Here is a 26,165-nt window from a genome sequence, read left to right as displayed (position 1 = left end):
CCCTGCGCTCGCGAGGATCACGGCGGTGTCGACAGTGGTGGGACCTGCGAGTGCTGCATCTCGTCGAGCTAGCTCAGCTTCGGTCGCTTGCTGGCTTGGATCGCCGCGTCGATGGCAATGAACAGGGCCAACGAGAAGGCCCAGTACGGTAGCAACCAGCCGATGGGTAGAGCGATCACGAGCGCCCCGATGCGGACGGGCCAGCCGACCGCTTTCCAAGTGCCCAAGGCGGTCCCCATGCCACCCCGTGTTGGCCGCCGTTTCCACCACATGCGGTAGCCCATGACGACGATTGCGACTATCGCCATCGCAACGGCGAGCAGCGTGATCTGGAGAGGTAGACCGAACATCGTGCCCATGTGTAGGTAGATGCCCCAGGACGAGAGTTTGCTGAATGTAGGCAGGTCAGCGAAGTCCTGACGAGCGATTGTTCGCCCGGTAGCTCCTGCGACGGAGATTTGATCGGAGGCAACTCGACCGGACACCCACAGCTCGGATGCCTTCCAACCGCCGTCCATCGCGGTCGGTGGATACAGCCGCAGTGGCCCGGTCAGGCCCTCGGCGCGAGCGGTTTGCAGTACCCGTGTAGCTTGCCCAGCCGTGTCCAGAGGCACGGTTTCGGCGGCGGAGACCTTTGTCGCGATCGGAGTTGCCTTCCAGTTCATCTCTGCCACGATCGTGTTGACGCTCTTGCCCGCAGTGTTGGACCAGGTGATCCCCGTGAGCGAGAGTCCTATCAGGACGACCGCCACGACGGAGCCGGTGATGGCATGGAGATTCATTGCGCGCACGCGGGAGCCCTTCTTCGACGGCAGCCCTCGGAGCATGCGGGGGATCGGGCCGCGCAGCTTGCGCTTGCGGCGCCTCACCGAGCGCCACCACAGGAACGTACCGCCGAGCACGAGGAACCAGAGCCAGGAGGCGGCAAGTTCCGAGTACACGAATCCGGGTTCACCGAGATGCAGGTTCTCGTGAAGCCCTGACACCCACCGCCGCAATGGAAGCTCCCCCAGTCCGGAGTAACTGGGTAGATCACCGATCACCCGACCGGTTCCGGGATCGACGAACACGGCGCGCTGTTCGTCAGCCTCGATATTGGGGTCGTTGAACAAGATCCGAGTCGGATCGCCAGCCTTATCCGAGGGCCAGATCTGCGCAACAGTTAGGTCGGGGTGAGTCTGTTGTGCTGCGAGAATCTGATCCTGCAGCGGAACCTGCTCGGCGGACGCCGGGACCTCCAGGACAGATCGGTACACGAACGATTCAATGGTGGGGGACATCGCATACAAGCCACCAGTGAGGGCCGCGAGCAAGATGAACGGAGCAACAAGCAGCCCGCCGTAGAAGTGCAACCGCGCCAGTAGCGCCTGAATCTGAGCCGCCACGGGAGGCCGCCGAGGCCGACTCACATCCGGCTACTCGAGTTGCCGGATGACCAGAACGTGAGCGGAGCGACCTATGACAGCAGTAGTGAGTCGAGCGACGTGCTCGCCTTTTCCAGCGACCTGTGCCAGGTGTTCATGGCGGCTGGAATGGGAATCATGTTCTTGGCAATGGTCTAATTTCATGGCTATGCGCGCGTGACCCGTCGTATGGGCGAGCGGCGGGAGACTCCCTGGAGGGGTCATCGCGTAGACCGGCTTGATGCCCCTCTCCTCATGATTGCACTGACGTGCTCATCGGCACCTCAGTGCGGTCCGCTGACCAGGCAGGCCCGTATACTGGCCTTCGACGCCGAACCCCGGCGGGCTAGGAGCAAGTGACTAAGTGAAGACCGTCGTCACCGACGAGCCGAGGACGGTTCGCCTGCACAAGCGCCTGGTCAGCGCGATACTCGCGGGAGTCGCGCTCTTCGGGTTCCTTTCACTCGCTCTGTACGCTGCGACCGTCGGCGACAGCCGGTTCGCTGAACGAGGCGACCCGAATCCGGGCCGCCTCGTCAGTGTGCTCGACGTCGTCGGCTACTTCGCGGGAGTTGGGCTCGTAGGGCTCAGCCTTGGTGCACTCGTCTATGTGATCACGTGCGCACGTTTCGATGACACTGGATTCATTGACGCGACTGTCTATCCGGCCCAGCGCACCTTCGCCCGCGCAACCTGCTTACTCGCGTTCCTCGCCTGGGGCATGGTGATCATTGCGGCCGCAGACGGTGCTGGATCGTCGCTGGGCAAATTGATGTCGACCGACTATGTGTTCGACGCAATTGCCATAAGCGAGAAGTCAATCGCCTGGCTGACCCTCGCCGTCTGCGCGACCGTGGTCACAGTGCTCGGGTGGGTTTCACTGTCGTGGATGGTCCACGTCGTCGCCCTGGTGCCGACCGGAATCGCGGCAACCGCACTGTTCGTGGCGGGCAATGCGGGTCAGGGCCCGAACCACGACTACAGCACTGGGCTCGGGATCTTCTTCGCGCTGGCGCTCACCGTCTCGTTCGGTATCCGGGTCGCCGCCGCGCGAGCACCGGTTCTTGACAGCCGCGCCGATCGGCAGATTGTCGATCGGCGGCGCGCCTGGATCACCTTGGTCTCCGATGCGGTCGGCCTACTGTCGGCGCTTGCCTTGCTTGGCCTCCTGCTGCCTGCTGAGTCTCTTTTCTCCACGCCGTTCGGGGAGGCGTCCTGGGTGATGGTCGTGGCAATGATCGTCGCCCTCCTGACGTCCGTGCGGGCGCTCCGCGCGACAGGGAAAGGCCGGGACACAAGCCGCATCGACCTTGCAGGCTCAGTTGCTATGCTCACCGCGATCGCCTGCTGGGCTGTCCTGGATACTCGGGTCGCGCCCGGGCTCCTGACCCATCCATTCACCGCATGGGATGTGTTCCTAGGCTACGAACTGCCCGGCCCCCCGACCGCCTGGACTCTCGCTACGTTCTGGCGTTTTGACCTTTTCATTGGTCTTCTCACCATCGTCGGGACCCTCGCCTACTTGATCGGGGTGCGAAGGCTGAAGGCTCGCGGTGACACGTGGCCGGCCGGTCGCACCCTCGCCTGGGCGACCGGTTGCGTCCTGTTGGTGCTCGTTGTGTGCTCCGGCGTCCGTTCGTACGGATCGGCGATGTTCAGCGTCCACATGGCCGAGCACATGGCGCTCAATATGTTTGTTCCCGTCCTATTGGTGCTGGGCGCACCGGCCACCCTGGCCCTGCGCACCCTGCCCGCCGCGCGGGCAGGAGGGCCTCCCGGACCACGGGAATGGGTATTGAAAGTGCTGCACTCCAAGGTGACGGCATTACTGTCGAATCCGGTCATCGCGCTGGTGATCTTTGTACTGTCGCTCTACATTGTGTACTTCTCGCCGATCTTCGGCACGTTCGCTCGCTACCATTGGGGGCATGTACTGCTGACGCTGCACTTCCTGATCGTCGGCTATCTGTTCTTCTGGGTAATCATCGGCATCGACCCCGGACCGCGCCGCATCCCGTATCTAGCACGCATCGGACTTCTGTTCGCGGTCATGCCGTTCCACGCGTTCTTCGGTATCGCCCTGATGACGATGTCGACCGTCATTGGCGACAAGTTCTACGGCCAGCTCGACCTACCTTGGATCAGCGATAGGCTCGACGACCAGTGGCTTGGCGGAGCCATAGCCTGGGGCATCAGCGAAATCCCGGTGTTGATCGTCGTTGTCGCAATCGTGGCGCAGTGGGCCAAATCAGATAGCCGAGCAGGCCGCCGTGCCGACCGGCACGCGGCAACCTATGAGGACGCCGAACTCGACGACTACAACGCCATGCTCGAGGAACTCGCCAGGTCGCGCCGTTGAATGACGCCCGTTCGAGTGCCTGCCGACCTAACGAGGAGCCGCCGGACGGACCTGAGGCATACTGACAGCATGCGGTGCGAGGTCGCGCGCGAGGCCATGTCGGCTCGTCTTGACGGAGAACGGGAGAATGTCCCTTCCGCACGCGTAGACGAGCATCTTGCGGGCTGCGCTGCCTGCACCGCGTACGCGGCGGCTGTTAGCGCGCTCGACGCAGTCGGCCCAGATCCGGCACCCGACCTCGCAGACAGGATCCTCGGCGCTGTCCGCGAGCAGCCGCAACCGGTGTCTGTTCCAGGGCGGGCTCGGTGGTCGCGCAGTCGCATCCTGTGGACCAGTGCTGCCGCCGCGGCCGCACTCACAGGCGGATTAGTGGTCGCCTCGGTACTTCGCCCCGCCAGTTGGGTAATCCTGCTCCTGCTCGCGGCCGCATTCTGCCTCACCTGCGCGCTGACGCTGGCCGCTGGCCGTGATCCGAGGGCACTGCGGCGATCGGCAACTGAACGCGCACCGATCGACACTGAAAGCCAAGGTGGCGAGGCACTTTCCGAGGTCGGGGACCGGGATGCAGTGATAGTCTCGATACGGAGAATCGAACCCAATCAGGAACTGGTGGAATCCATGGCAACGATCACTGTGCCCGTCGACGGACTGCACTGCAACGGCTGCGTCGAGACGGTAACCAAGGATGTCTCGGCTATCCCCGGCGTCCAGTCCGTCCAGATCGACCTCAACACCCGTGGTGTCTCGCAGGTGAGGATTGATGCTGACGAGGATATCGCGGACGAGGTTATTGATCAGGCCATCCGCGCGCACGGCAATTTTATCGTCACGCGCTGACGTAGCCTATTTCGTCCGGCCGAAGCGCTGGAGGCGGAGGCTGTTGGTGACGACGAACAGCGATGACATCGCCATCGCACCGCCCGCGATGAGTGGATTGAGCAGACCTAACGCCGCGATCGGGATCGCGGCGACGTTGTACCCAAACGCCCAGATCAGGTTTGTCCGGATGGTTCTCTGGGTGGCGGTCGCCAAACTGAGGGCCGCGGGTACGGACCGCAGGTCGTCGCGCACCAGGATGATGTCGGCGGCGCTGATCGCCACGTCCGTGCCGCGGCCGATCGCTAGGCCCAGGTCCGCCGTCGCGAGCGCAGGCCCATCGTTGATGCCGTCGCCGACCATGGCGACCGACCGACCATCGGCCTGCAGGCGCCGCAACCGCTCCACTTTTTGGTCGGGGAGCATTTCGAAATGAACCTCGTCGATTCCGACCTCTGCGGCCACCGTGCGCGCCGCCCCTTCGTTGTCGCCGGTAAGCAGCACCGTGCGTAGACCCGCGGCCTGAAGCGCGGCGATCGAAGGAGCGGCGGACTGCTTGACGAGGTCTGCGACCGCGATCAGCCCGGCAATGGCGTCGTCGACTATTACGAAGACGACCGTCTTGCCCTCGGCTTCGAGTTCCTTGCATCGGCGCGCCACGGTTGCTGGCACCACCGCAGCCCGGCTCGTCCAGCGCGGTGAACCGACGCTCACTGTGCGGCCGTCCACGACGCCGGAGACGCCACGACCCGGCTCCACCCGGAAGTCATCGACCGGTTCGAGGTCGCGGCCGTCGGTAGCCGCGACGATCGCCGCGCCTACTGAGTGCTCCGAGGCGTTCTCCACAGCGGCCGCAAGACAGAGCACCTCGTCGTCGGCGAACCCTTCAACGGTGTGCACCTCGCCAACTCGGAGGACGCCTTGGGTAACGGTGCCTGTCTTGTCGAACACGACAGTGTCAACAAGTCGGGAACTGTCGAGCGTCTGGTACCCCTTCAGGAAGATTCCAAGCTGTGCGCCCCTACCGGTAGCCACCATCACGGCGATGGGGGTCGCCAGCCCCAACGCGCATGGGCAGGCGATTATCAGGACTGCCAGTGCGGCGGACACGCTCGCGGTGGCCGGTTCTCCGAGCGCTAGCCATACTCCGAGCGTGATCAGCGACAGAACGACAACTACTGGTACAAACACGCTTGCGATGCGGTCTGCGAGACGCTGTGCGTTCGCTTTCCCCGACTGCGCCTCCTCAACGAGCCGCATCATGCCTGCGAACTGAGTATCAGGGCCGACAGCGGCCGCCTCGACGATAAGTCGCCCGTCCAGCACCGTAGTGCCACCGATGACAGCGTCGCCCGGCTCGACCTCCACCGGAAGCGACTCGCCGGTCATCGCGCTAATGTCGACGCCAGCGCTGCCTTCAATGACGAGGCCGTCGGTACCGATCGTCTCGCCGGGATGGACGACGAACCGCTGCTCTTCTTTCAGTTCGCCGGCCGGGATCCGCATTTCCGCGCCGTCTGTCAACAGAATCGACACGTCTTTTGCGCCGATTGCCGCGAGCGCCCGCAGTGCGCCGCCAGCCCGTGAACGGGATCTAGCCTCGAAGTAGCGTCCGGCCAGCACCAGAACGGTCACCCCTGTCGCGACCTCCAGGTAGATGGAATCGCTGTGCCAGATTGCGTCCCACACGCCAGGCGAAGAGTCGGGGTTGCCTGACTCGGTTATTAGTGTGTAGAGAGACCATCCGGTCGCCGCGAGGATGCCGATGGTGACGAGAGTCTCCATGCTTGCGTTGCCGGTCTGCAGGTTCTTCGCCGCGACTCTGTAGAAGGGGGAGGCGCACCACGTGACGATCGGCGCTGCGAGTGCAAGCAGCAGCCACTGCCAGCCGGGGAATCGGGTGCTGGGCACCACGGCGAAGACGATGGAAAGGTCGGCGAGCGGAACGAACAGAACGACAGCGAGCGCCAGCCTGCGGAATAGGTTCTTTGCTGTCTCCGCATCAGCGTCTGGGATCGGCTGCGGCGTGTCCGATCGCGCCGTAGCCCCGTAGCCGGCTTTTTCGACGACAGCGCATAGTTCGGTGGTGGATAGGTTTTTGCCCGCGTCGACTGTCGCAATGCGTGTCGCGTAGTTCACGGAGGCACGAACACCGTCAACCTTGTTGAGTTTGCGCTCCACTCGGGCCGCGCACGCACCGCATGTCATCCCGGTCACATCCAGCTGGATCCGGCGCACGCCATCGCTGTCGTCGTGGATCTCCTTGACCGCATCCTGCGGATGGCCGTCGACGGTGGTCACAATCTGCCTCGATCTCCCCGGTCGCTGAATCGCATGATCTCCGGATACGTAAGTGAACTGCTACATGAGCAGTCGTCCGCGCGTTGACAATAGTTCCCTCGAGAGCCTATGTTGTGGCGGACGTCACGGGCGGCCGATTCTGTCGCTGCCAACCGGTGCTAGACGCTGCGGCTGTGTTCGTCGCTAGCGGAAGCTGCCTCGACGAGAGCCTCGCGTGCCCGGGCCACGCGGGACCGGACGGTGCCGATCGGGCATCCGAGCACATCGGCCGCTTCCTGGTATGACAGTCCGAGGATCTGAGTGAGCACCAGTGCCTCACGCCGATCCTCCGGTAGCAGATCGATCATTACCTTGGTCTCTACGATTTCCTGCCAGCGGATAGGTGTTACTTGAGCGCGCCGGGTTTCAGCTGCCGCTACCCAGTCGGCGGTACCGGCGATACGGGGCCGCGACATGGCGCGACGCACCTCGTCGGCGCATACCCGTCTGGCGATTGACAGCAGCCAGGTGCGGGCCGTCGACTGGGCAGTGAAGCGGGGAAGGCTCTTGATGGCTCGCAGGAAGGTCTCTTGGGTGAGATCGTCCGCGGTGCTCCGGTGCCCGAGGTGGGCGATGAATCGCCAGACGTCGGCTTGTGTCGACCGAACGAAGAAGTCGAGGGCAGCGTTGTCGCCTGTGGCGGCTTGCAGGGCTGAGTGGGTTACCTCCGCCTCATGCTCACCCTGGTGGTGGCGACGGGGGTGTCGGACACCGGCACCCGCGAGGTGCTCGGCACCGCGGTCGGTGAGAGTGAATCGTATGAGTTCTGGAAGGACTTCCTCACCAGCTTGAAAGCACGCGGTCTGCACGGAGTGCACTTGGTGATCTCTGACGCTCACTCGGGTCTGAAAGCTGCTGTGGCGCAGCAGTTCACGGGCGCGGCGTGGCAGCGGTGCCGGGTGCATTTCATGCGGAATCTGCATGGGGTGGTGCCGGCGAAGCAGCAGCCGGTCGTCACCGCCGGGGTGCGGACGATCTTCGCGCACACTGACCGCGAAGACGTTGCGGCACAATGGGATCAGGTCGCTGACAGTTTCGATACGCCGATGCCGAAGGTGGCGGCGATGATGCGGGAGGCCAAAACCGATGTGCTCGCGTTCTTGCCGTTCCCGAAATCCCATTGGCAGAAGATCTGGTCGAACAATCCGATCGAGCGGCTGAACAAGGAGATCAAGCGCCGCGCCGATGTCGTGGAGATCTTTCCGAACTCGGAGGCGTTCCTCCGGCTGGCGACAGCGGTGGTGATCGACGCTCACGACGAGTGGCAAGTCACCCGCCGCTACATGTCCGAGGTGTCGATGGACGAGCTCCGCGCGGTCCTCGCCGAGAAGGCGAAAGCCGCCGCACTACTGGACGAGCAAGCCCAACTCGCCTAGCGTTCACAACGACTCGTTGATCAGAACGCGTGACGCCCACGCCCGATCCGAAGTCCACCACCCCACGGGGCTCTATCGCGGTAGATGTAGCGCGCGGACTGCTCATGAGGGGGCGGCCGATCTAGCTTACTGCTACGGCACGGTGCCGCGCGGAGTCATATGGATCGCGCTGGCACCGAGCGACTCTGACTCACCAATTCGGGGACGGAGACCCCGTGCGGATACGCCACCGTTGAACTACCCGGCTGTTGCACCCTGAAGTCGGTTGGAAGACTCGACCGCCGTCAATCGCGGCGCGGCGCCAATCAGGCTAAGCGTTACGGGCCTCGCGCTGCTTCCGGTTCGTCACGGTAAAGCACGCGCTGGCGAGGATCGCGCCCGCGGTTGCTCCGATCAGGGCGAGGGTGCCGTGAGGGGAGGTGGTGAGCGCGAGACTGGCGACGAGGGGGCCTATCGCGAAGCCGGCGGTTCGCGCCAACTGCATGGTGCCGGCGACGGTCGCAGTAGCGCCGGCGGGGGCGCTTTTCATCACCCACGCCTGGGTGGGGCCTCCGTAGAGGCCCATGCCGACTCCAACCACGATCAGGGCGAGCAGCACGACAAGGACGTCTGTGCGGCCCAGCATCGCGGTCAGGGCCGTCAGCCCTACTACGACGGTCGTTGCGCCGGTGATCGCTACCCTCGCGGGGCCTTTCGCCTCGGCCAGCCGCCCGGCGAGCATCGATGTCGCCGCCATCACGAGAGCGAAGGTGGTCAGCACCGCGGCGGTTCGCGCCGCCTGCCAACCCTGGGTCTGGAAGACGTAGGACACGGTGAACTGCATGGCCTGCATCGCTGCGGCGAGGCCGAGCGTGCCCAGGAGAAGTCCGTGCAGAGCTCTGGTTGCGGTGATCGACCGTAGCCTCCGCGCCGACCGGAGCAAGACGCCGCCGGAGCCGTCGCTCGTGTCGGCGCCCGGAGGTGGCGCCGGTGCTCGGGCGGCGGAGGGCAGTGCCCGCAGGATCAGCAGTGCCGCGGCAATCGCGAATGGGATCTTGACCAGGAAGGCGGCCCGCCAACCGGCCGCATCGACGGCGAGACCGCCCAGGACCGGTCCGAGAACCGCCCCGACAGGGCCGAGGGTGGCGGTCACAGACAGCGCCGTCGGAGCGCGTCCGGCAGGAGCGGACCGGATCGCGAGCATCGGCATCATCACGAACAAGATGGCACCGGCAGCGCCCTGTAGACCACGGACTGCGATGAGCCACCACAGGCCGTGCGCGGTGGGCGCCGCCCATGCAGCAATCCCGCTGAGCCCGAAGACGCCCAGCGCGATAAGCACAACCAGGCGCATCGGACGACGGTCGAGGAGGAAACCGACCGGGATCAAGAGCACCGTCAGCGGCAGTTGGTAGGCGAGAACCACCCACTGCGCAGCCGCGATGGACACGCCGAGATCGGCTGCAAGAGACGGGAGCGCGATGTTGACCACGCCCATCTCCGCCATCGCGGTCAAAGACAGCAATCCGGCAGCGGCCAGAAGTGGCCGGTTGAAACCGGTATCCGTGTCAGTCATGCGGTCCTCCCAGGTAGTCGACGGCGATGATCGGACGCCCGGAGCGGGTATCGGTGGAAACCGTTGCCGTGACCCCGAAGACGGCGTCGAGCAGGTCGACAGTGAGCACGTCGCCGGGGGCGCCGTGCGCGACGATCCGGCCGTGGTGCACGACGAACAGGGTGTCGCACGCCGCCGCCGCGGTGTTGAGATCGTGCAGGGTGATCACCGTGGTCGCGGCTCGGCTGCGCAGGATCCGTAGTAGCTGGACCTGATGGTTGATGTCGAGGTGATTGGTAGGTTCGTCCAGAACCAGGACCTCGCCGCCCTGCGCGAAGCATCGGGCGAGCAGGGCGCGTTGCTTCTCGCCACCGGACAGGTGCGCGAACGTGCGGTTCTCGAATCCCTCCAGTCCGACATCGGCGATCGCTCGGCGTACCGCGTCGGCATCAGTTGTGGTCGCGCCGCCGAACCGGCCCTGGTGTGGGATTCGCCCTAGCGCGACGACATCGCCGGTGGTGAAGTCGAACTCGGTTCCGCGCTCCTGCGGTACCGCGGCCACGAGGCGGGCTGCCTCTGCTGCGCCTAAGGAACGGATGTCGCGGTCGCCCACCAGAACTTTGCCGGCGTGCGGTCGTAGATCTCGGTAGATGGTGCGGAGGAGCGTCGATTTGCCGCCGCCGTTCGGGCCGACGATCCCGGTGATCCGGCCGGGCTCGGCGACGACTGTCGCACCGTTGACGATGGTGGTGCCCGACAGGACTACGTCGACGTGGTCGAGGTGGACGCCGGTGAGTGTGGGCCCGGTCGTGGACGGTGTCACGCAGTCCTCCTCTGATGGCGGCTGACGAGGTAGAGCAGGGTGGGGGCACCTATTACCGCGGCGACGACGTTGATCGGCAGTTCCTGGTTGATGACCCTGGTGGCCAGCCGGCACAGGAGATCGACTCCCGAGAGCAGCAGAGCCCCGCACAGTGCGGAAGCGGGAAGGAGCTTGCGATGGTCGGTACCCACGAGGAAGCGGGCGATGTGGGGGATGACGAGCCCGATGAACCCGATCGCACCCGAGAACGCCACCATCACCCCGGTCATCAGGCTGGTGATCACGAACACCTCCGTGCGCACTCGCTTGGGCGAGATCCCGAGCGAATTCGCGGTCTCGTCACCGACGATGAGCGCGTTGAGCGGCCGCGCGAGCGCGAACAGTCCGATCGCCCCTGAGACGACGACCGCTGCGACAATCGGGATCGCGGGCCCGATGGCACCCGAAAGACTGCCCATGAGCCAGTGGAGGATCCCCTGGGTGAGATTGATGTCGTCCGCCTGCAAGACCAGGAAGCTGGTGAACGAGGCGAAGATCTGACCGATGGCCACGCCCGCGAGGATCAACCGCAATGGTGCGACGGCGGCTCCCCGCGCCCCGATGAGCCACACCACCAGGAACGCCGCCATCGCGCCGAGGAACGCGGTGACCGGTAACGCGAAAGTCGTCGACACGAGGGCCGCGGCGGTACTGCCTCCGAGAACCAAAGTGGCGACCGCCCCGAAGGAAGCACCGGACGAGACCCCCAGCAAGTAGGGGTCGGCCAGCGGGTTACGAACGATCGCCTGCACCGCGACGCCCACCACACCGAGCCCCGCCCCGATCAGCGCCGCGAGAACCGGCCGGGGGAACCGGACACGCCAGATGATGATCTCGTGGCTTCCCTCGACCAAAGGGCGTCCGAGCAACTGATCGGTCAGTATTCGCCAAACATCCGACACGGCGATGTCGGTCGACCCGAACGTCACCCCGAGCACCAATAGGGCGATCAGCGCCGGAACGCCCAGACCCCACAGCAGCAGGCGTCGGGACCCTCCCGGTGCCGCGACGGCCATCATCGAAGCTTGGAAAGCTCTTGTGAGAGAGAACGGATGACTGTCGCGTTCTCCACACCCGGGAGTGTGAAGTCCTCGGCGTAGGCGCGCACGAACCTACCCTCTCGGACCGCGCGTAGGCCTGCGATCCGCGGATCACTCTTCAGCTGGTCGAGCAACGCCTGGTAGCTGCGGTCGACGGCGTCCCGAGACGACTGCCGTGTGACGGCGACGACGATCACGTCCGGATCGCCCGCAACCACGTCCTCCCACGAGCTCGCGAACTGCGCCTTATCGACTGCGCGGAAGATGTTCGTTCCACCGGCGAGCTCGATGATCGCGTTTCCGATCTGGCGGTTGCCGATGGTGCTCGCCTGATCGTTGTTGCGGGCCGACGTCAGGTACAGCACCTTAGGGCGAATCGCGTCAGCGGCTACGGGTTCGGTTCGCATCGACTCGACCAGCTTCTCACCCTCCTGCTGCCGCCCGACCAAGGCTGCCAGCGACCGGATATCGGCCATCACACCGTCGAGAGTGGTGACCGGTGCGGTGAGGGACGCTGTGCAGGCGGACGAGCGGAGTACGACCCGCTTCATCCCCGCTGCCTGGAAATCCGCCGCCGTGGGGCCGGTGATACCCATCATGGTCATGCCCTCATAGGGATCGATGTAGACCTGCGCGCCGGACTGCAGGAGCTTCTCCTTATCGGCTGCGCGGGCCCCCAGTGAGGGCACCTTCTCCGCCTGTGCTCGGACGTCGGCGGACAGCGCACCGGCCCCGTCGGACCACGCAGTACCCACAACCTTGTCGGCAGCCCCCAGACGAATGAGCAGTTCCAGTGCTGCGGTGTTGCCGGTAGCGATCTTCTCGACGGGACGATCGAACGAGACTTCCGTACCGTCGCACAACTCCATCACCGCCGGGGGTGCCGCGCTCGACGACTGCGGCCCCGACTCCACTGAGGAACAACCCGCGAGCGCAACTGTCAGTGCGAGTCCGATGGCCGCAGCGCCGACGCCCGTCCTGAAGAAGGTCCGTGTGCTTTGCATAGGTGCATTGAACACCAGCGCGCGCGACGTGTATACCGCGGTGGGGTAGCTGGCACAGAGGCGAAACAATTGGAGCGCCTTGAGGATAGGGCTGAAACTCGTGGGAACTTTTCGGCGCATTCGGACGACGCGGTAAGTTCCCGCGGCAAGTGATCGACGCGGAAATATCTATACCGGTTATGGAAGTGCTTGGTGTGGCCGTTGAGTAGTCATCGATGGCGGCGAGTCGTAAGAGATCCTGCCGGGGAGTTGCTGGACTGAGATTCCGGCGATCGACGCCTGTGATGATTGACTGGACAAACCGGACGCGGCTCGAGCTCGACGACGTCGCCCCCTTGAGGGGCCAAACGTGGTCGCGGCTCGCTCAGCGATTCCGACGATGGCCCCGCGTTGGGTCCGTCTCTGTCAAGGCACGGGTGATCGAAACGATGACCGACGAACGCCTGAACTGCTCGGTGTCGAAGGGGCTGGCAGGGTCGTCGAACCAGACCAGCGACTGGTCTCCAACGCGGGGCCACCGGCTCACTCTCGTGATCCGGTGAGTAATGCCGTCGTAGTCGAATGCCCCCGTCGGGCTGGCAGGGCCAGGGCGACGCGTATACGTCAAGGCGTCCAGATCCCACAGATGCGTCGATCCCTGCGATTCCACCACCCACCTGCCGCGCATACCCGCGGTGAGTTCCCCCACCGTCTCGGAGCTGGGTTCGCTCGGGTTGGATGACCGCGGAAGATTCGCACTGTCTGGCATGGGGCTCCCTTGGATCTCTTTCGTGCTCGTTGTCTCTCCACGGTAAACGGCATGCGAGGAGGATTTATGGCGAGGCAGCCACCGTCGGGGCGACGACATCATGTGGGTGGAGGCGTAGATCTAGTCGACGGGCTCGAGGACGCGAGGATGGATCAATTCGATCCGCGGGACGTGGATATCGACGCCACCGAGGACCCGCACCCGCGGCCACTCGCCGTCGACCATCGTCAGGCCGGCCTGCGTGGGCGTCAGGCCGTCCTCTGTCGGGATCAGGCACGCCTCACCGGGGCCGGCCTTGCACCCGGGGCAACCGGTCTTGACCTCAATGGAGATTCGCGACTTTTCGAGCTCGAGCTTCTCCTCATCGGTGGCGTGGCGCCAGCAGCCGAAACCTTCTTGGTGGCCGACTCCGGCCTGGTACAGCGGCCGCATCTGGCAAGGTTTCCCGTTCGTCTTCGGCCGGAGGCACTTCTGCTTGAGGCTGCGGTCGAGGTCGTCCTTCTTGGCCTTGATCTGCTCGGCGTTGAGAGTCATCTGCGTCAGGTAGTCGGCGGTGTTGTCGCCGGCTGCCTCGTACAGGGCGAACACCTGTCGCGGGGACTGGGGGCCTGTCCAGCGCCGGCTGTCTGACCCGTACACGGCGACCGGCAGCTTGCGTGCGACGATGCCGATCGCGACCTCGATGTACCGCGCCAGATCGGTGTGCATATTGCCCACCCGCTCTGGATAGATCGCGATGCCGTACTCGGTCTCGATCCGTGCGGCCTCGCGGTTGAAGCCGTTGACGGCGATCTCCACCTGCCGCAATGCCGTCATCAGCGGTGTGTGATCCAGCGGTGCGGGTTCGGGCTTGTGGCGCGGGGTGCGGTTGCGATCTGATCTTCGTGACATTGGTACGAGCGTGCCAGTAACCAATTCGGAGGTTGCTCGACGGTGGCGCACTGCTTGGTAGGAGCGGTGTGCGAAATGCGCGCGCGAAATACCAGGGGCATACCCTCGAACCCAAACGAACAGACCATGCCGGGCCGCTTATACCGTGGTGTAGGCGTCCTGGCAGGCTGGTCTGCATGGCCGACGAGGTGAGTGAGGATGACCTGGCGGGGATCCGCGCACGGTTCCTTCCCGGGTGGTACGGGTCCCTGGATGTCGGGCCGGGCTGGTACCGGCTGATCGTCGATCTCGACCAGGAGCTGGGCGCGATCGATCCCGACTACCAGCTAGTGCAGGTCAAGGAGAAGTTCGGTGGGCTGCGGTATTACGTCGAGATCGAACCGGACCGGCCCCGGCCGGGCTTCGATGAACTGATCCGGGCAGCGGAACGACGGTCGGAGCGGACCTGCGAGCAGTGCGGCCGCGGTGGCGGCCTCACGCGCCGCGGAAGCTGGGTCCGGACCCTGTGTGCCGCGGACGCCGCGGCGAGCGGATTCGTCCCCGACGAGGCCGCACCCAAGTAGAAGATCGGTGCGGGTCCGGTGCGCGGCGTTCAGTCGCGAGTGTCACGTAGCGGATGGTCGGCGAACCGGGTCCACGGCACCGTCGCGTCGTGATCATCGAATGTGAGCGTGATGCCTAGCTCGCGCACGCCAGCGGCGGTGAGATGACGCTGGAGTGCGGTGAGCACCTCGGCGGGCGTGCCGGCACCGACTTCTGCGGCCGTCGTGGCCACCGCTTCGTCGAGTTGGAGTGCGGCCGTGCGATACCGCTGATCGATCAGGTCCATCTCGGCGGTGATGGCGTCCACCCGGGCCCGCCGGTCCGGGTCGGCGAGAATCCGCGCCAGCCGCTCATTGCCGGACACGAACCGCACCTCGTCGCCGCTTTCCGTCATGGTCGTCAGTATCCACGCTGGGCGCGACGTTATCCGGGTGGACAAGTGCACCGGGCCGCGCGGATCATCGCCTCCGTGGACGAGACGACAACCGGCGGCGATGCGGGAGCGATACTCGACGAGATCGTCGGGCCCTTCTACGACGCCGACGGTGTCACCGGATACCTCGGTCTGGACGCCGATGACCTGGCGCAGATGGTCGCCGCGGAGCAGGTGATCTGGGTGCCACTGGCCAGTGGCACGCCGGTGTTCCCCGCGTGGCAGTTCCCCGACGGCCGCCGGGTGGACGAGCGACTGCTGACCATCTGGCAAACACTGCGGCGCGCCGCCGAGCCGTGGACGGCGGCCTGCTGGATGTGCGCGCCGTCAGCGGACCTCGACGACCAGACGGCGATCACCTACCTCACCAGCGGCCCGCATGACACCCGCCACCTGGACACCGTCCTGGCACGGGCATCCGAAGACTGCGCCCGCTGGATGCAGTAGCGCGCGGCATCAGAGCGGTTAGCTGCTACCGGTTTCGGCGGACCCTTCCTCGGGGACCTTGGCCGTGAGACCGCGGGCGTGTGCTAGGCGCCAGGCGGCGGCGAGGTTGTCGGCGCGGCTATGCCAGGTCATCTCGCCGAGGTACTCGGAGTACTTCTTCGTCGCATCAGTCCACCGCAGCTCCGCGTACAGGCGCCGGTACTGGCACCGCAGCACCACCCGCCCGAGAGCGTCGGGCGCGGTGCGAATGGCACGGTTGTGGCGGCCACCTGCGGCGTCGTCCTGCTCTTTGGCCTGCACCGCCTTGTTCGAACCGCGCGGGACTCGCCAGTGGTGGTCTTTGACCGCGTCCTTGCGGTTCCAGCCCCACCGTGACATCCCAGGCGGCCCACGGTGTTAAACGACGGTCAGGTGCCGGCTGCCGGCGGTAGCACCGTCAGGTGCACCGAACAGGCAGGTGCGCTTGTCGGGGCTCAGCAGTGTCAGGGCGTCGAGCTCGGTGCTGCTGTAGCCGTCGGTGGCGAGCTGCGCGAGGATATCCCGCGCGAGCTCGGGGGTCTCGGCCGGGATACCGGGCCGGGCGCCGTACATCCGGCCGGTTTCGTTGAGTAGTCGGAACATCGCCCGGTACTGCCGGTCGGAGAGCACGCCGCGCTCGCGTGCTCGGACGACGAGCGAGGACTCGCTCACTCCCCAGTCCAGGCGCAGCTCGTCGAGCTCGTGCACCGTCCGGGTCGAGACACGGTCCAGCGCCGGGCCGATGTCGTCGACCGGGGCGAGGAACTCGGCGGCGAAGACATTTGCCCGTCGCTCGGTTTCGGCGGGGCTGACCAGTGTCATCGCATCCATCACCAGGTGCCCGAGTTCGTGCGCGAGGGTCATGCGCATCCGGTCCGGCGGTAGTGCCGCGTTGACGTACACCAGGTGCGGGTGATGCGCGGTGGCGCGCAGGGTGACCGCGTCGATCTCGCGGTCGTGGAAGTCCTCGACGACGACGAAGACCCCGGCCGCCTCCAGCAGTTCGGTCATCGACCGGATGGGCCCGGCGATGCGCCAGAGCCGGCGTAGGACCTGCGCGACGGTGATCTCACCGAGCTCGGCGGCGTAGTCCCCGGGGTCGAGATCGGGCAGCGCCAGCTCCGGATCGAGGTCGGTGTGGGCCGCGACCCGGCCGAGCCGCATAGCGACCAGGTTGGCGCGCGCCCAGACGCGGTCGCGCTTCCACTCCGCAGTGGTGGCGTTGGCGCGGAAGTGTGTGCCCTGCGCAGGGGAGCGCTCGAACGCAACGCACAGAGCATCCACTGGGCACTGCAACGCCCGCGCGTAGTCGTCGAGCGCCTTACCCGCCAGGGGCAGGGCACCGGCCTCGACTCGGGTGACGTGCGATCCGGAGACCCCGGCCTCCTCAGCGAGCCGCTTCTTCGACCAGCCGTGCGCCAGTCGCGTCAGCGCAACCATCACCGGATTCGCCTCGGCCTGCGAGATGAGTGCCGTCACCCAGATCGCCTCCATATCCTCGATCGATCCTTGTGCTTCACGCTATCGCGCCGCTACCGCATATCCGTGCAGAAACACCGTGTGAACTGCGACTTTCCTACCGGCCCGGTTATCTCCACCTGAAACGCAAGTGGCTGATGTGACGCACGTCTCGGTCGCGAGATCGAGGCGAACCGGTGTGGCTAATTCTGCAGGTCACGGCGTGTTGTCTACCTGAGAACTATACCACGTTAGGCAAAATTCCACGCAAGTAATTACATCGAGAGGAGACAGATCGTGACGACACTCATGGACGACCTCAACCCGCTGCAGGGAACGGTGTCCCGAAAGGAGGCGCAGCGGATCCTGCGTCCGGTGACGATCGGTATCGGCGCGCTGCTGCTGGCCGCAGTCGATCACTGGAACACACTCATGGCGGAGCAACCCGCGCATCTGCAGACGATGCTGCAGCCGCTACTGCGGGGCAGCCATGTCGCGGCGTTCGTCTCCGCCGGCACCAACGTGTGGCTGAGCACCCAGGGGATGCACCCGCCTGGACACCTGGTCAAACGGCCCTACCAGTGGTCGGAAGTCAGCAGCCACGGCCGCACCTACCTGGCGATCCATCACAAGGAGATGGACGGCACCAACTCCCGGCGCAAGGCGTTCATCAAGCAGGACTCCCAGACCCTGCAGCTGGTGGGCGATCCTACGCACTGCGAGCTGACCTGGGACTACGACGCGGCCACCGATTCGCACGTGCGACGGATCTGGGTCAGCGCCCCAGGGGTGCAGTGGGAACGGTTCGAGGTGCCGATGGATCGGGTGCAGGAGAGGTACGCCTCCTGGCGCAAGCGGGACGTACGGTGGCTGCCCGGGCGGCTAACCGCCGACGACCTCGTCGGCACTGAGGATCTCGTACGCGATGAGCAGCATCGGCGGCGTACCGACATCAAGACCCGCCGGCCGCGCCGCGACGACGGCCTCGAGGACCAGCGATGAGGGCCGCCCCGGTCACGGTTCACGGGGTCCGGTCGTGGACGGTCGTCGACGAGAACGGGCTGCCGGTGCCTGAGATCGAGCAGTTCCTGCACTGGCAGCGGGCGATCGGACGTTCCCAGAACACCGTCCGCTCGTACGCGCGGCACCTGAGCCAGTTCTACCGCTGGCTGGCCGCCCGGGGAATCTCCTGGGATGAGCTGGATTTCCAGCAGCTGTGCGACTTCGTCGCTGTCCTCACCGCAGGACTGCCGCCGCTGCCGTCACGGTGCGGGGGCCGCGCACCCGGCACCGTGAAAGCGGTCAGTGCCGCGGTCCGTGAGTTCTACGAGTTCCACCGCGTCGAGGGCCGCGGGCCGCAGGACCTGGTACTGACCCGTAACCCGTCGAAGCTGCCGCGGCGCGCGCACAGCTTCCTCGCCCACCTCGATAAGCGCCGTCCCCGAGAGGTCTCCCGACTGGCCCGGCCCGACCGGCAGCCGGCCGAGACCGTGCAGGTGATCGACTTCGAGACCGACTTCGCCAAGCTGCTCGCCGCGGCGTCGACCGCCCGTGACCGGCTGCTGCTGTCGGCGCAGTACGACCTGGGCCTGCGGGTCGGCCAAGCGCTCGGCCTGCGCCACGGCGACCTGAACCCGATGCGCAGGCAGGTGATGATCTGCCGGCGCGACGACAACGTCAACGGCGCCCTGTCGAAGCAGAAGGCCCAGTTCATCGTCGAGGCTCCGCGGCGGTTCTTCGACCTGTACGCGGCGTACCTGCTTGGTGAGATCGCCTACGTCGACAGTGATTACGTGTTCGTCAACCTCTCCCGCCCACCCGTCGGTGGTCCGATGACCTACTCCAACGCCTACCAGCTCATCGAACGGATCGGCGCCGCCGCCGGGATCGACGACCTCAACCCGCACATGCTCCGCCACACCCACGCCACCGCCCTGGCCAAGGCCGGATGGACCGCGGCCGAAATCGCCGCCCGCCTCGGCCAATCCCACTCGGCCAGCGCCGACGTCTACATCCACCTCGCCAGCGACGACCTCGCCGAAAAGCTCCGCCACACCGAGCATCTGGTCTGGCGAGAACCGCAGCAGCACCGAGTGAAGGGAGACGGCGATGGCGCACGGTAACGGTGAACGCGCCCGGTCCGGGCGCACCGATGTCTCCGCTTTGCAGGTGCCGGACGGGCCCTGGTGCGCAATGACCTGGCCGGTCGTCGATGTCGCCGGCGACCGCCGCCGCGCCGCCACCGACCCCTGCGCCGTCACCGACTGCGACGGCGAACGGTACTGGCTCGGCGGCCCCAGTGGACGCACAGGCGCCACGTCGGGCCTGTGCTACGCCCACTACTTCCAGTGGTTCCGCGCCGGACAGCCCGCCGACTTCGACGCCTGGGCCACCATCAGCGCCCTGCCCGTCGGCGTGCCACGCGGCCGGCCTGCCACCACCCAGGCGGTCGACTTCCGCCCGCTCCCGCAGACCGCCGCCGACGAAATCCGGTTCGTCGCCGCAACCAAGATCGGCCGCGGCGACTGGACCCCCAACGCCGGACTGCGCCGCGTCCTGATCGTCCTCATCGACGTCGCGCACGGGCGCATCACCAGCTCCCTGACCGAACGCCCCGTCGACGACTGGCTGCTGCTGTGCCGGCAATACTGGCCCTACACCAACTTCGACTCCCTCTGCGCCCCCTACATCCGCAGGTTCTTCCGGCTCCTGCACGGGGCCACCGACCCCGACCCATGGGCGGCGGATCACTGGCACTGGCGCGACGGATTCGAGTTCGTCCTCGACACCACCCAAGCCGGGGCGACACGAACTGCCGTCGACTGGGCCACCGTCCCGGTGCCCTGGCTCAAGGACGCCGTCAAACGCCTCGCCCGCCAACAGCTCTCCACCTCCAGCATGTCCTGGGGAACACTCACCCAGTGGCTGCGTGCCACCCGCCAATTCGCCCAGTTCCTCACCCTCGACGGCACCGTCCCCAAACCTCCCGCGGTCACCCGGACGGTGTTCCTGGACTACCTCGAATGGACCCGCCGCCCCGACACCAAGGCGAACCCCCAGCTCGCGAACACCGCCGCCTACCTGCTGGAAACACTCCGCGACTGCGGACTCGTCGACGACCTGGGATCAGCGGTCTTCCTGCGCCGCGGCGAGAACGTCCACCGCAAGACCCGCCGGCCCAGGCCCTTCCCACCCGACGTCATCGAACGCATCGACACCCTGATCGTCGACAACCCGGACACCGATCCCACCCTCCGAGCGATGATCGCCACCACACGGTGGGCAGGGTGCCGCATCTCCGAACTCGTCAGCCTCCCGATCGACTGCCTCCAACACAGCGACCAGGGGTACTGGATCGAATACTGGATGACCAAAACCAGTGCCTGGCGCCGGTTTCCCGTCCCCGACAGTCTCGCCACGATCGTCCGCGACCAGCAGACCCGCGTCCGCGACACCTACGGGCCCGACGCCGAACACCTCTTCCCCGGCGCCCGATCCAGCGCCGTCGCTGGCCGAACCCAGCCCTGGTCCACCAGCGGCCTGCGGCACCGCCTCGCCGCACTGTTCCGCGAGCACGAGATCACCGCCTCCATCACCACCGGCGAGAAGATCTCCGGCGGCGACGTCCACCGCTTCCGCCACACCATCGGGATGAGCCTGCTCAACAACGGATGGACCCAACCGGAAGTCCGCGACTTCCTCGGCCACCACAGCGACACCATGACCGCGACCTACGCCCGCATCACCGACGACACCCTCGCGCGCAAGGCCCGAGAGTTCTGGGATACCAACCCCGACAAAGGCGCTGACGCCACCGTCGAGCGACTGCGAGCCCGCTTCACCACCGCACTGCCCAACGGGTTCTGCACGCTCCCTGCGACGCAACGCTGCGAGTTCCGCCCCAACCCGTGCATCGACTGTTCCTTCCACGACCCCGGCGGTCGCACTTTCCTCGGCGCGCACATCACCCTCCGCGACCAGCTCCACCAGCTCGCCACGCAGGCGCACGAGAATGGTGATAGCCAGGCTGCGGAACTGAACAAGACCATGCTCGACAAGGTCACCAAGCTCATCGACGAAATCGGCTCTGACGCGCAGGAACCCAGGTGAGCGAAGGCGACCGCGATCACCGCACCGCACGCCTCACCGCGGCCGCCGCAGCCCGCACAACGAGCGCGACCGCCCGCGCACGCCGAGCCATCACCCGGCTGCACAACACCGGACAACCCGTCACCTTCGTCGCCGTCGCCCGCGCCGCCGACGTCTCAACCAGCTTCCTCTACAAGCACCACCAGCTCCGACAGGAAATCGACGCGAAACGCGGCACCGCCCCCGCCGGAACCGAACGCTCGACCGCGGCAACCGCAGAATCCCTCCGCACCAAGCTCGCAACCGCAATCGACCGCAACCGCGAACTGACCGAACAGCTCGCGCAACTACGCACCGAGAACGAGGCGCTCCGCAGCCGACTCCTCGACCTGGGAACCCGGCCACGCAAGAAACCCGTCAAGGAGAACCTGCAGATAAACCGACCACCACAGGGCCACAACAGCCACGATGACCCCCGTCAGCCACGTCGTGGACAGTCAGGAGGCTCCTAGAGATATCGAATCTCCTAGGCTCCACCACCACCCTCCATCTCCATTCGCCAAGCACGCGACTGCCTTGGTGAGGTCCTTGTCGTTGATGTCGGAGCGTTTGAATTCGGTCGTGAAGGTCTCTCCACCTGCGATCAGTACGCGTGACTCCATGGACTAATTATGCGTAAGTATGGATCAGACTGGCCCGAGTGATCCTGGAGTCATAACTTTTGAGAAGTATGACGCGCCCCCGCCTGCCCGTGGGTGCCAAAGAGCGGGCAAGGCGGTGCGGGACAGCGCCAGGAGACCTGTGCCCGCGCTGGTCCAGGACCAATTCCAAACATGCCTCACCCACCTCGTCCACCCCAACCTCAATCTGGGTCGTGCGCGACAACGCTGCTGCTGTACCACCCACATTTACCAACACCACCCACATTCAGCGCGTGGCGCAGGGAAGACACGTCCACCCCCCGCCGACGGCGAGGGGTGGACTGGTTTGGTCAGGGGAGGTCTAGCGGCGCGCGGTGACGTACTGCGCGGCGTCGACGGTCATGCCGTTGACGGCGTACAGCACGTGCAGCCCGTTGGGTTGCCCCACGGGTGCACCGTCACAGACGACGTCACCGGCGATGCAGTAACTCTTCGTCTTGCGCGCGTAGAGCGGACCGACATTCATCGGTGGGGCACCGACCTGCCGAATCCATTGCTCCGACGGCGGAGCGAACAGTACGACGGCCTTGACGTGCGACGCGACGTCGGGACTCAACGCCGGCGGCACCCGGTCCTCGTACTGCTGATACTGGGGTTCGAGTTGGATCTTGTTCCCCAGGGCGTAGGTCGCGACGACCCCGCCCTGTGAGTACCCGCCGACGACGATGTCCGTGGACGGACAGGCCGAAGCCAGGTAGTTGACGCGCCGCTGGGTGTCGTTGACACCCTTCACCACACCTTCGACGAAGGCGACGCGATTGTTGAAGTTACTGCCTGCCGGATAGTTCACGCCGTAGACAGCCACCGATTGACCGGGAAGCTGATTACGTAGCGCTGCGACGAACGATTCGCCGGTGACGCCGACAGGAGGTGCGGTTTCAACGGTGCCGCGGGCGAATACGACCTCGACATCGGGACAGTTGGGAGCCGCCGCAGCCTGAGGTGCGGGACCGAGAAGCGCGCCGGCCACCACCATGGCCAGGCCGGACAAAATCAGAAGTGGACGTCTGATCATGAAGCCGATGCTACGGGACAGGTCACTGGTGTGGAGGCCATGAGCCAGATCCGCCGTCGCCGATACGGTCAGGGCCCGGCCAGCAGCGACAGCGGGAACACCCGCGTTCCGGCAAGAACCGCACTGATCGTGGTCACGACCCCGAGGCCATGCGTCGCGAGATGCGACGCCTGTTCCAGGGTGAACCATTCGGCACCGAGAGAGTGACCATTCGGCGCCTTCCGGGGATGGACGCGGTGGTCCAGAGCGCGGGCGGCAAACACCGTGACGAAGTGCGGTTCACCCCTGTCGTCGATCGAATGGTCAAGGCGCAGAACGCCTTCGAGACCAACGCGCAGGCCGGACTCCTCCCAGCAATGTCGCACGGCCGCGTCGGGAACCGATTCACCGGGTGCCACACACCCCGACGGGAATCCCCAGCTGTGTGCCCCGTGCCGGGAGCGAACGAGCAGGACGTGTTCACCGAAGCGGACGACGACGCAGACGGTGGTCCAGGTTCTGAGGGCTTGTCGTGCCGGTGCCGGGAAGTCGGCCGAGGGCTCGGTGGTCCGCGTGCTCGGCCTCTGGTGTGCCGCCGGGCCCCGTAGCGCGTCGGACAGCGCGGTTGCGAAGGTGCCGCAGTCGGTGAACCGCGATGCGGGGTCGACCGCCATCGCCCTCGCCAGGACGGGATCGGCGTGGGCCAGATCGGGTCGGCGCGAGCTGATCAGGGGCGGGAGTTCACCGGACCGGGCCGCGAGGGCGAGTGGCGATCGCCCCGGAAACGGCAGTTCGCCGGTCAGCAGTTCGAACGCGGTAACCGCAAGGGAGTACTGATCCGACAGTCCGGTCGCCGGGTCTCCCTCGATGACCTCCGGTGATACGTAGGCGCGCGTCCCGACGACGATGCCGGCCGCGGTCAGCCGTGTGGACTCCAGCCGCGCGATTCCGAAGTCGAGGATCGTGACGTCGGCGATCTGACCATCGGTGCCGCGGGTGACCATGATGTTGCCGGGTTTGATGTCGCGGTGGACGACACCGTGGCGGTGGGCATAATCGAGGCCGGCGGCCACCGACGACACCACCGTCGCGACATCGGCCGGGGTGAGGTGTTCCTGCTCGAGATCGTCTCCCTCGATCAGTGGCATGGTGAACCACGGGGTGCCGTCGGTGATGCCGAAGTCGTAGATGGCGATGATCGATCGATGGGACAGGCCCGCCGCCGCACGCGCTTCGTTGACGAAGCGTCGTTCCATGGTCGGATCCGCGACCACGAGGTCGGCGATGGTCTTGAGGGCCTGGCGTCGCCCGAGATACATGTGTTCGACCTGATAGACCTTGCCCATCCCGCCGGCACCTATCTGGGACAAGACCCGGTAGGTGGCGAACTCGTCTCCGGGCTTCAGGGACATGATCCGAGAGTGGCTCGGGGAGTCAACCGACGAGCGACAGCGGGTAGACACCGCCACCGTCGAGCAGGTGCCGGGCCAGGTCACCGACGTCGGGACTGCGCAGTGGGAGTTCGCTGAGCTCGTCGAAGGTGAACCACCCAGCGCCCAGGGACTCTTCGTTCGGATAGGTGCGCGGCTGCGCATTACCTACTGGCCGAGCGGTGTAAATGACCCGCAGACGCGCATCACCGTTGGGTGTGGGAGTGTGGACCGCTCCGACCACGCCTTCCAGGACGACGTCGACGCCGGATTCCTCCCGCGTCTCCCGCAGGGCGGCGTCGGTGAGGGCTTCCCCGGCCTCGACTCGGCCCGCAGGAAAGTACCAGGTCTGCCCATGTTGCGTTCGTGGATGAGCAGAAACCTGTCACCGAGACGCGCGATCACGACCACAAAGGTCCACGTCGGAATCGGTGCCCTGACCATGTGAGATTTTTATCATCCAGAACGACATTTACGAATACGAACAGCCGGAATTGACGGGTATTGCCTCAGCGCCGTTATCGCGCGAGAAGTCCTTGGTCCACAATCGGTAATGTCGCATCACAAACAAATTCGCGATAGACCGATCCGAAGTTCACGCAGCCTGTCGTCGGGTCGGATGACACGATCGTCGAACCATCAACCGCAGCTTGCTCAACGAAGGACGAGCAACAAGACATACGCGATGATGGCGACGACCGCTGCGACGATGTACGCCCAACCGACGACGATCGCGACCTGAGCGAAGGCCTCGCCGTACTGGCGAGTCCGACGGATCTGGCCGCGTGCACGGTATCCGAGGTACAGCCCGACCGGCGACACACATCCCAGCACCGACAGCACCATCGCCCAGATGGCCAGGGTGTTGGTCCCCGGAGTGGGACCGGACCTCGGTGCCGCCCCCGACTTAGCGGGTCGTGCGGGCGCGCCGGGACGGCGCGTGCTGGTTCCCTGCCCGGACACGGGCGACTCCTTGGACAGTGACGGCGCCGCGGTGGTCTCCGCGGCCGGCCGCGGTTCGGGCGCCCCCGCGATCGGATCGGCGGGGGTCTTCTCGGTGACAGCCGAGTACGCCAGCGCCGGATTCCCGGGATTGCTCGGTGCGGGATTGTTCTGTGCGGGGTTGTTCGCGTCGGTCGCCTTCTGGGTTTCCGACGGCTCGCCGACGGGGACACCCGGTGGGCGCTGCGGGCCGGCAACACCGGGCGGCGGGCCGGGTCGACGTGCACCGGGCGGGATCGGTGCGCCGGGCGGTGGTCGCCGTCCGGGTGGCGGCGGCATCCGTGTGCCCGCACCGGGGCGTGCGCCGGGTGGCGGGCCACCACGCCACCCCGGACGCGGGCCCTGGCCGGTGGTCGACGGCACCCCGGGGCCCGGTCGTGGGCCCTGCCCCGTCGTCGACGGCACGCCCGGACGCGGGCCCTGACCGGTGGTGGACATCGGCGCCGGACGAGGTCCGGAACCGGTGCCGCCCAACGCTTGTGGGGGTCGCGGTCCCTGGCCCGTCGACGACATCCGATCCGGGCGGGGCGGGACATCGGCATCGGCCACCGGCAACCGTGGGTTCGACGACCCGGGCGCCGTCGACGGCGGAGGAGTACCGGGCGCAGAAGGACCCGGCGCAGAAGTACCCGGCGCCGGCCGACCACGCGGAGAGGACACGTTTCCCGCAGCACCCG

Annotated in this window: 23 protein-coding genes and 3 pseudogenes; 11 read left to right on the top strand and 15 right to left on the bottom strand. The window is 66.1% G+C overall.

The window, feature by feature from the left end; genetic code table 11:
- Positions 1-68: 68 nt before the first annotated feature.
- Positions 69-1,385: a PepSY-associated TM helix domain-containing protein gene (locus tag ABLE94_RS13320; protein WP_348808974.1), complete on the bottom strand. Its 1,317-nt coding sequence runs from the start codon at positions 1,383-1,385 to the stop codon at positions 69-71.
- A gap of 382 nt (positions 1,386-1,767) precedes the next feature.
- On the opposite strand from ABLE94_RS13320, the gene ABLE94_RS13315 reads away from it, so the two are divergent.
- The 3 genes and pseudogenes from ABLE94_RS13315 (at position 1,768) to ABLE94_RS13305 (ending at position 4,599) form a co-directional block, all read left to right on the top strand.
- Positions 1,768-3,762, top strand: coding sequence for a cytochrome c oxidase assembly protein (locus ABLE94_RS13315; protein ID WP_348808973.1), 1,995 nt, complete (start codon positions 1,768-1,770; stop codon positions 3,760-3,762).
- Positions 3,763-3,891: pseudogene (locus ABLE94_RS26440) on the top strand (hypothetical protein); the annotation flags it as partial. It lies immediately after the preceding gene.
- 240 nt (positions 3,892-4,131) lie between these two features.
- The gene (locus tag ABLE94_RS13305; protein WP_348809038.1) at positions 4,132-4,599 is read left to right on the top strand and encodes a heavy-metal-associated domain-containing protein; all 468 of its coding nucleotides are present in this window, start codon (positions 4,132-4,134) and stop codon (positions 4,597-4,599) included.
- Positions 4,600-4,605: 6 nt separating this feature from the next.
- On the opposite strand, the gene ABLE94_RS13300 is transcribed toward ABLE94_RS13305, so the two are convergent.
- Both ABLE94_RS13300 and ABLE94_RS13295 read right to left on the bottom strand, forming a co-directional pair.
- Entirely contained in the window at positions 4,606-6,837 is a 2,232-nt protein-coding gene (locus ABLE94_RS13300; protein WP_348809037.1) for a heavy metal translocating P-type ATPase, read from the bottom strand.
- Positions 6,838-7,037: 200 nt separating this feature from the next.
- Positions 7,038-7,568 (bottom strand): sigma-70 family RNA polymerase sigma factor, encoded by a 531-nt coding sequence (locus ABLE94_RS13295; protein ID WP_348809036.1) that lies wholly within the window; start codon positions 7,566-7,568, stop codon positions 7,038-7,040.
- A 33-nt stretch (positions 7,569-7,601) separates the two neighbouring features.
- Between ABLE94_RS13295 and ABLE94_RS13290 the strand changes: the two are divergent.
- Positions 7,602-8,294: pseudogene (locus ABLE94_RS13290) on the top strand (IS256 family transposase); the annotation flags it as partial.
- A gap of 310 nt (positions 8,295-8,604) precedes the next feature.
- Here the strand turns inward: ABLE94_RS13290 and ABLE94_RS13285 are convergent.
- The 5 genes from ABLE94_RS13285 to ABLE94_RS13265 all read right to left on the bottom strand — a co-directional run bounded on the left by ABLE94_RS13285 (position 8,605) and on the right by ABLE94_RS13265 (position 14,373).
- The gene (locus tag ABLE94_RS13285; protein WP_348808972.1) at positions 8,605-9,849 is read right to left on the bottom strand and encodes an MFS transporter; all 1,245 of its coding nucleotides are present in this window, start codon (positions 9,847-9,849) and stop codon (positions 8,605-8,607) included.
- A complete protein-coding gene (locus tag ABLE94_RS13280) occupies positions 9,842-10,651 on the bottom strand; it encodes an ABC transporter ATP-binding protein (protein WP_348808971.1) in 810 nt (269 codons plus the stop codon). Before ABLE94_RS13280 ends, ABLE94_RS13285 begins: the two co-directional genes overlap by 8 nt.
- Complete coding sequence (locus tag ABLE94_RS13275) at positions 10,648-11,709, bottom strand: FecCD family ABC transporter permease (protein WP_348808970.1); 1,062 nt, start codon at positions 11,707-11,709, stop codon at positions 10,648-10,650. Before ABLE94_RS13275 ends, ABLE94_RS13280 begins: the two co-directional genes overlap by 4 nt.
- Positions 11,706-12,854: an ABC transporter substrate-binding protein gene (locus ABLE94_RS13270; RefSeq protein WP_348808969.1), complete on the bottom strand. Its 1,149-nt coding sequence runs from the start codon at positions 12,852-12,854 to the stop codon at positions 11,706-11,708. Before ABLE94_RS13270 ends, ABLE94_RS13275 begins: the two co-directional genes overlap by 4 nt.
- Before the next feature lie 748 nt (positions 12,855-13,602).
- Positions 13,603-14,373: a hypothetical protein gene (locus ABLE94_RS13265; protein WP_348808968.1), complete on the bottom strand. Its 771-nt coding sequence runs from the start codon at positions 14,371-14,373 to the stop codon at positions 13,603-13,605.
- Positions 14,374-14,549: 176 nt separating this feature from the next.
- Between ABLE94_RS13265 and ABLE94_RS13260 the strand changes: the two genes are divergently transcribed.
- The gene (locus ABLE94_RS13260; protein WP_348808967.1) at positions 14,550-14,936 is read left to right on the top strand and encodes a hypothetical protein; all 387 of its coding nucleotides are present in this window, start codon (positions 14,550-14,552) and stop codon (positions 14,934-14,936) included.
- 29 nt (positions 14,937-14,965) lie between these two features.
- Here ABLE94_RS13260 and ABLE94_RS13255 read toward each other — a convergent pair whose 3' ends face one another.
- On the bottom strand, positions 14,966-15,310 hold the full coding sequence (locus ABLE94_RS13255) for a hypothetical protein (RefSeq protein WP_348808966.1): 345 nt from the start codon (positions 15,308-15,310) through the stop codon (positions 14,966-14,968).
- A 75-nt stretch (positions 15,311-15,385) separates the two neighbouring features.
- Here ABLE94_RS13255 and ABLE94_RS13250 point away from each other — a divergent pair, with 75 nt between their 5' ends.
- On the top strand, positions 15,386-15,796 hold the full coding sequence (locus ABLE94_RS13250; protein WP_348808965.1) for a hypothetical protein: 411 nt from the start codon (positions 15,386-15,388) through the stop codon (positions 15,794-15,796).
- 18 nt (positions 15,797-15,814) lie between these two features.
- Here the strand turns inward: ABLE94_RS13250 and ABLE94_RS13245 are convergent, their stop codons facing one another.
- Together ABLE94_RS13245 and ABLE94_RS13240 are read right to left on the bottom strand one after the other, a co-directional pair.
- Positions 15,815-16,174, bottom strand: a complete 360-nt coding sequence (locus ABLE94_RS13245; protein WP_348808964.1) for a hypothetical protein — start codon at positions 16,172-16,174, stop codon at positions 15,815-15,817.
- 18 nt (positions 16,175-16,192) lie between these two features.
- Positions 16,193-17,308: an ImmA/IrrE family metallo-endopeptidase gene (locus tag ABLE94_RS13240; RefSeq protein ID WP_348808963.1), complete on the bottom strand. Its 1,116-nt coding sequence runs from the start codon at positions 17,306-17,308 to the stop codon at positions 16,193-16,195.
- A 261-nt stretch (positions 17,309-17,569) separates the two neighbouring features.
- On the opposite strand from ABLE94_RS13240, the gene ABLE94_RS13235 reads away from it, so the two are divergent.
- Genes ABLE94_RS13235 through ABLE94_RS13220 form a run of 4 tightly spaced genes read left to right on the top strand, consistent with a single transcriptional unit; the run spans position 17,570 to position 21,873 of the window.
- A complete protein-coding gene (locus ABLE94_RS13235) occupies positions 17,570-18,274 on the top strand; it encodes a hypothetical protein (protein ID WP_348808962.1) in 705 nt (234 codons plus the stop codon).
- Entirely contained in the window at positions 18,271-19,395 is a 1,125-nt protein-coding gene (locus ABLE94_RS13230; RefSeq protein WP_348808961.1) for a tyrosine-type recombinase/integrase, read from the top strand. The genes ABLE94_RS13235 and ABLE94_RS13230 overlap by 4 nt, the downstream gene beginning before the upstream one ends.
- Positions 19,382-21,382: a tyrosine-type recombinase/integrase gene (locus ABLE94_RS13225; protein ID WP_348808960.1), complete on the top strand. Its 2,001-nt coding sequence runs from the start codon at positions 19,382-19,384 to the stop codon at positions 21,380-21,382. Before ABLE94_RS13230 ends, ABLE94_RS13225 begins: the two co-directional genes overlap by 14 nt.
- A complete protein-coding gene (locus ABLE94_RS13220; RefSeq protein ID WP_348808959.1) occupies positions 21,379-21,873 on the top strand; it encodes a DUF6262 family protein in 495 nt (164 codons plus the stop codon). The genes ABLE94_RS13225 and ABLE94_RS13220 overlap by 4 nt, the downstream gene beginning before the upstream one ends.
- Positions 21,874-22,363: 490 nt before the next feature.
- Here the strand turns inward: ABLE94_RS13220 and ABLE94_RS13215 are convergent, their stop codons facing one another.
- The 3 genes and pseudogenes from ABLE94_RS13215 to ABLE94_RS13205 form a co-directional block, all read right to left on the bottom strand.
- Positions 22,364-23,074 carry a cutinase family protein gene (locus ABLE94_RS13215; RefSeq protein ID WP_348809035.1) on the bottom strand — a complete coding sequence of 237 codons (711 nt, stop codon included), beginning with the start codon at positions 23,072-23,074 and terminating at the stop codon, positions 22,364-22,366.
- Between the two features lie 71 nt (positions 23,075-23,145).
- Positions 23,146-24,468 carry a protein kinase domain-containing protein gene (locus ABLE94_RS13210; RefSeq protein WP_348805415.1) on the bottom strand — a complete coding sequence of 441 codons (1,323 nt, stop codon included), beginning with the start codon at positions 24,466-24,468 and terminating at the stop codon, positions 23,146-23,148.
- A gap of 22 nt (positions 24,469-24,490) precedes the next feature.
- Positions 24,491-24,787 (bottom strand): annotated as a pseudogene (locus tag ABLE94_RS13205) (NUDIX domain-containing protein); the annotation flags it as partial.
- On the opposite strand from ABLE94_RS13205, the gene ABLE94_RS13200 reads away from it, so the two are divergent.
- The gene (locus ABLE94_RS13200) at positions 24,713-24,934 is read left to right on the top strand and encodes a hypothetical protein (RefSeq protein ID WP_348805414.1); all 222 of its coding nucleotides are present in this window, start codon (positions 24,713-24,715) and stop codon (positions 24,932-24,934) included. The pseudogene ABLE94_RS13205 and the gene ABLE94_RS13200 sit on opposite strands and share 75 nt — an antisense overlap.
- Positions 24,935-25,140: 206 nt before the next feature.
- Here ABLE94_RS13200 and ABLE94_RS13195 read toward each other — a convergent pair whose 3' ends face one another.
- Positions 25,141-25,926: a DUF4190 domain-containing protein gene (locus ABLE94_RS13195; RefSeq protein WP_348808958.1), complete on the bottom strand. Its 786-nt coding sequence runs from the start codon at positions 25,924-25,926 to the stop codon at positions 25,141-25,143.
- Positions 25,927-26,165 lie beyond the last annotated feature (239 nt).

This window comes from Gordonia sp. VNK1 (assembly GCF_040049135.1).
GTDB lineage: Bacteria > Actinomycetota > Actinomycetes > Mycobacteriales > Mycobacteriaceae > Gordonia > Gordonia oleivorans.
The sequence above is the reverse complement of the archived record's forward strand: the minus strand, read 5'-3'. Positions and strand labels throughout refer to the sequence as shown.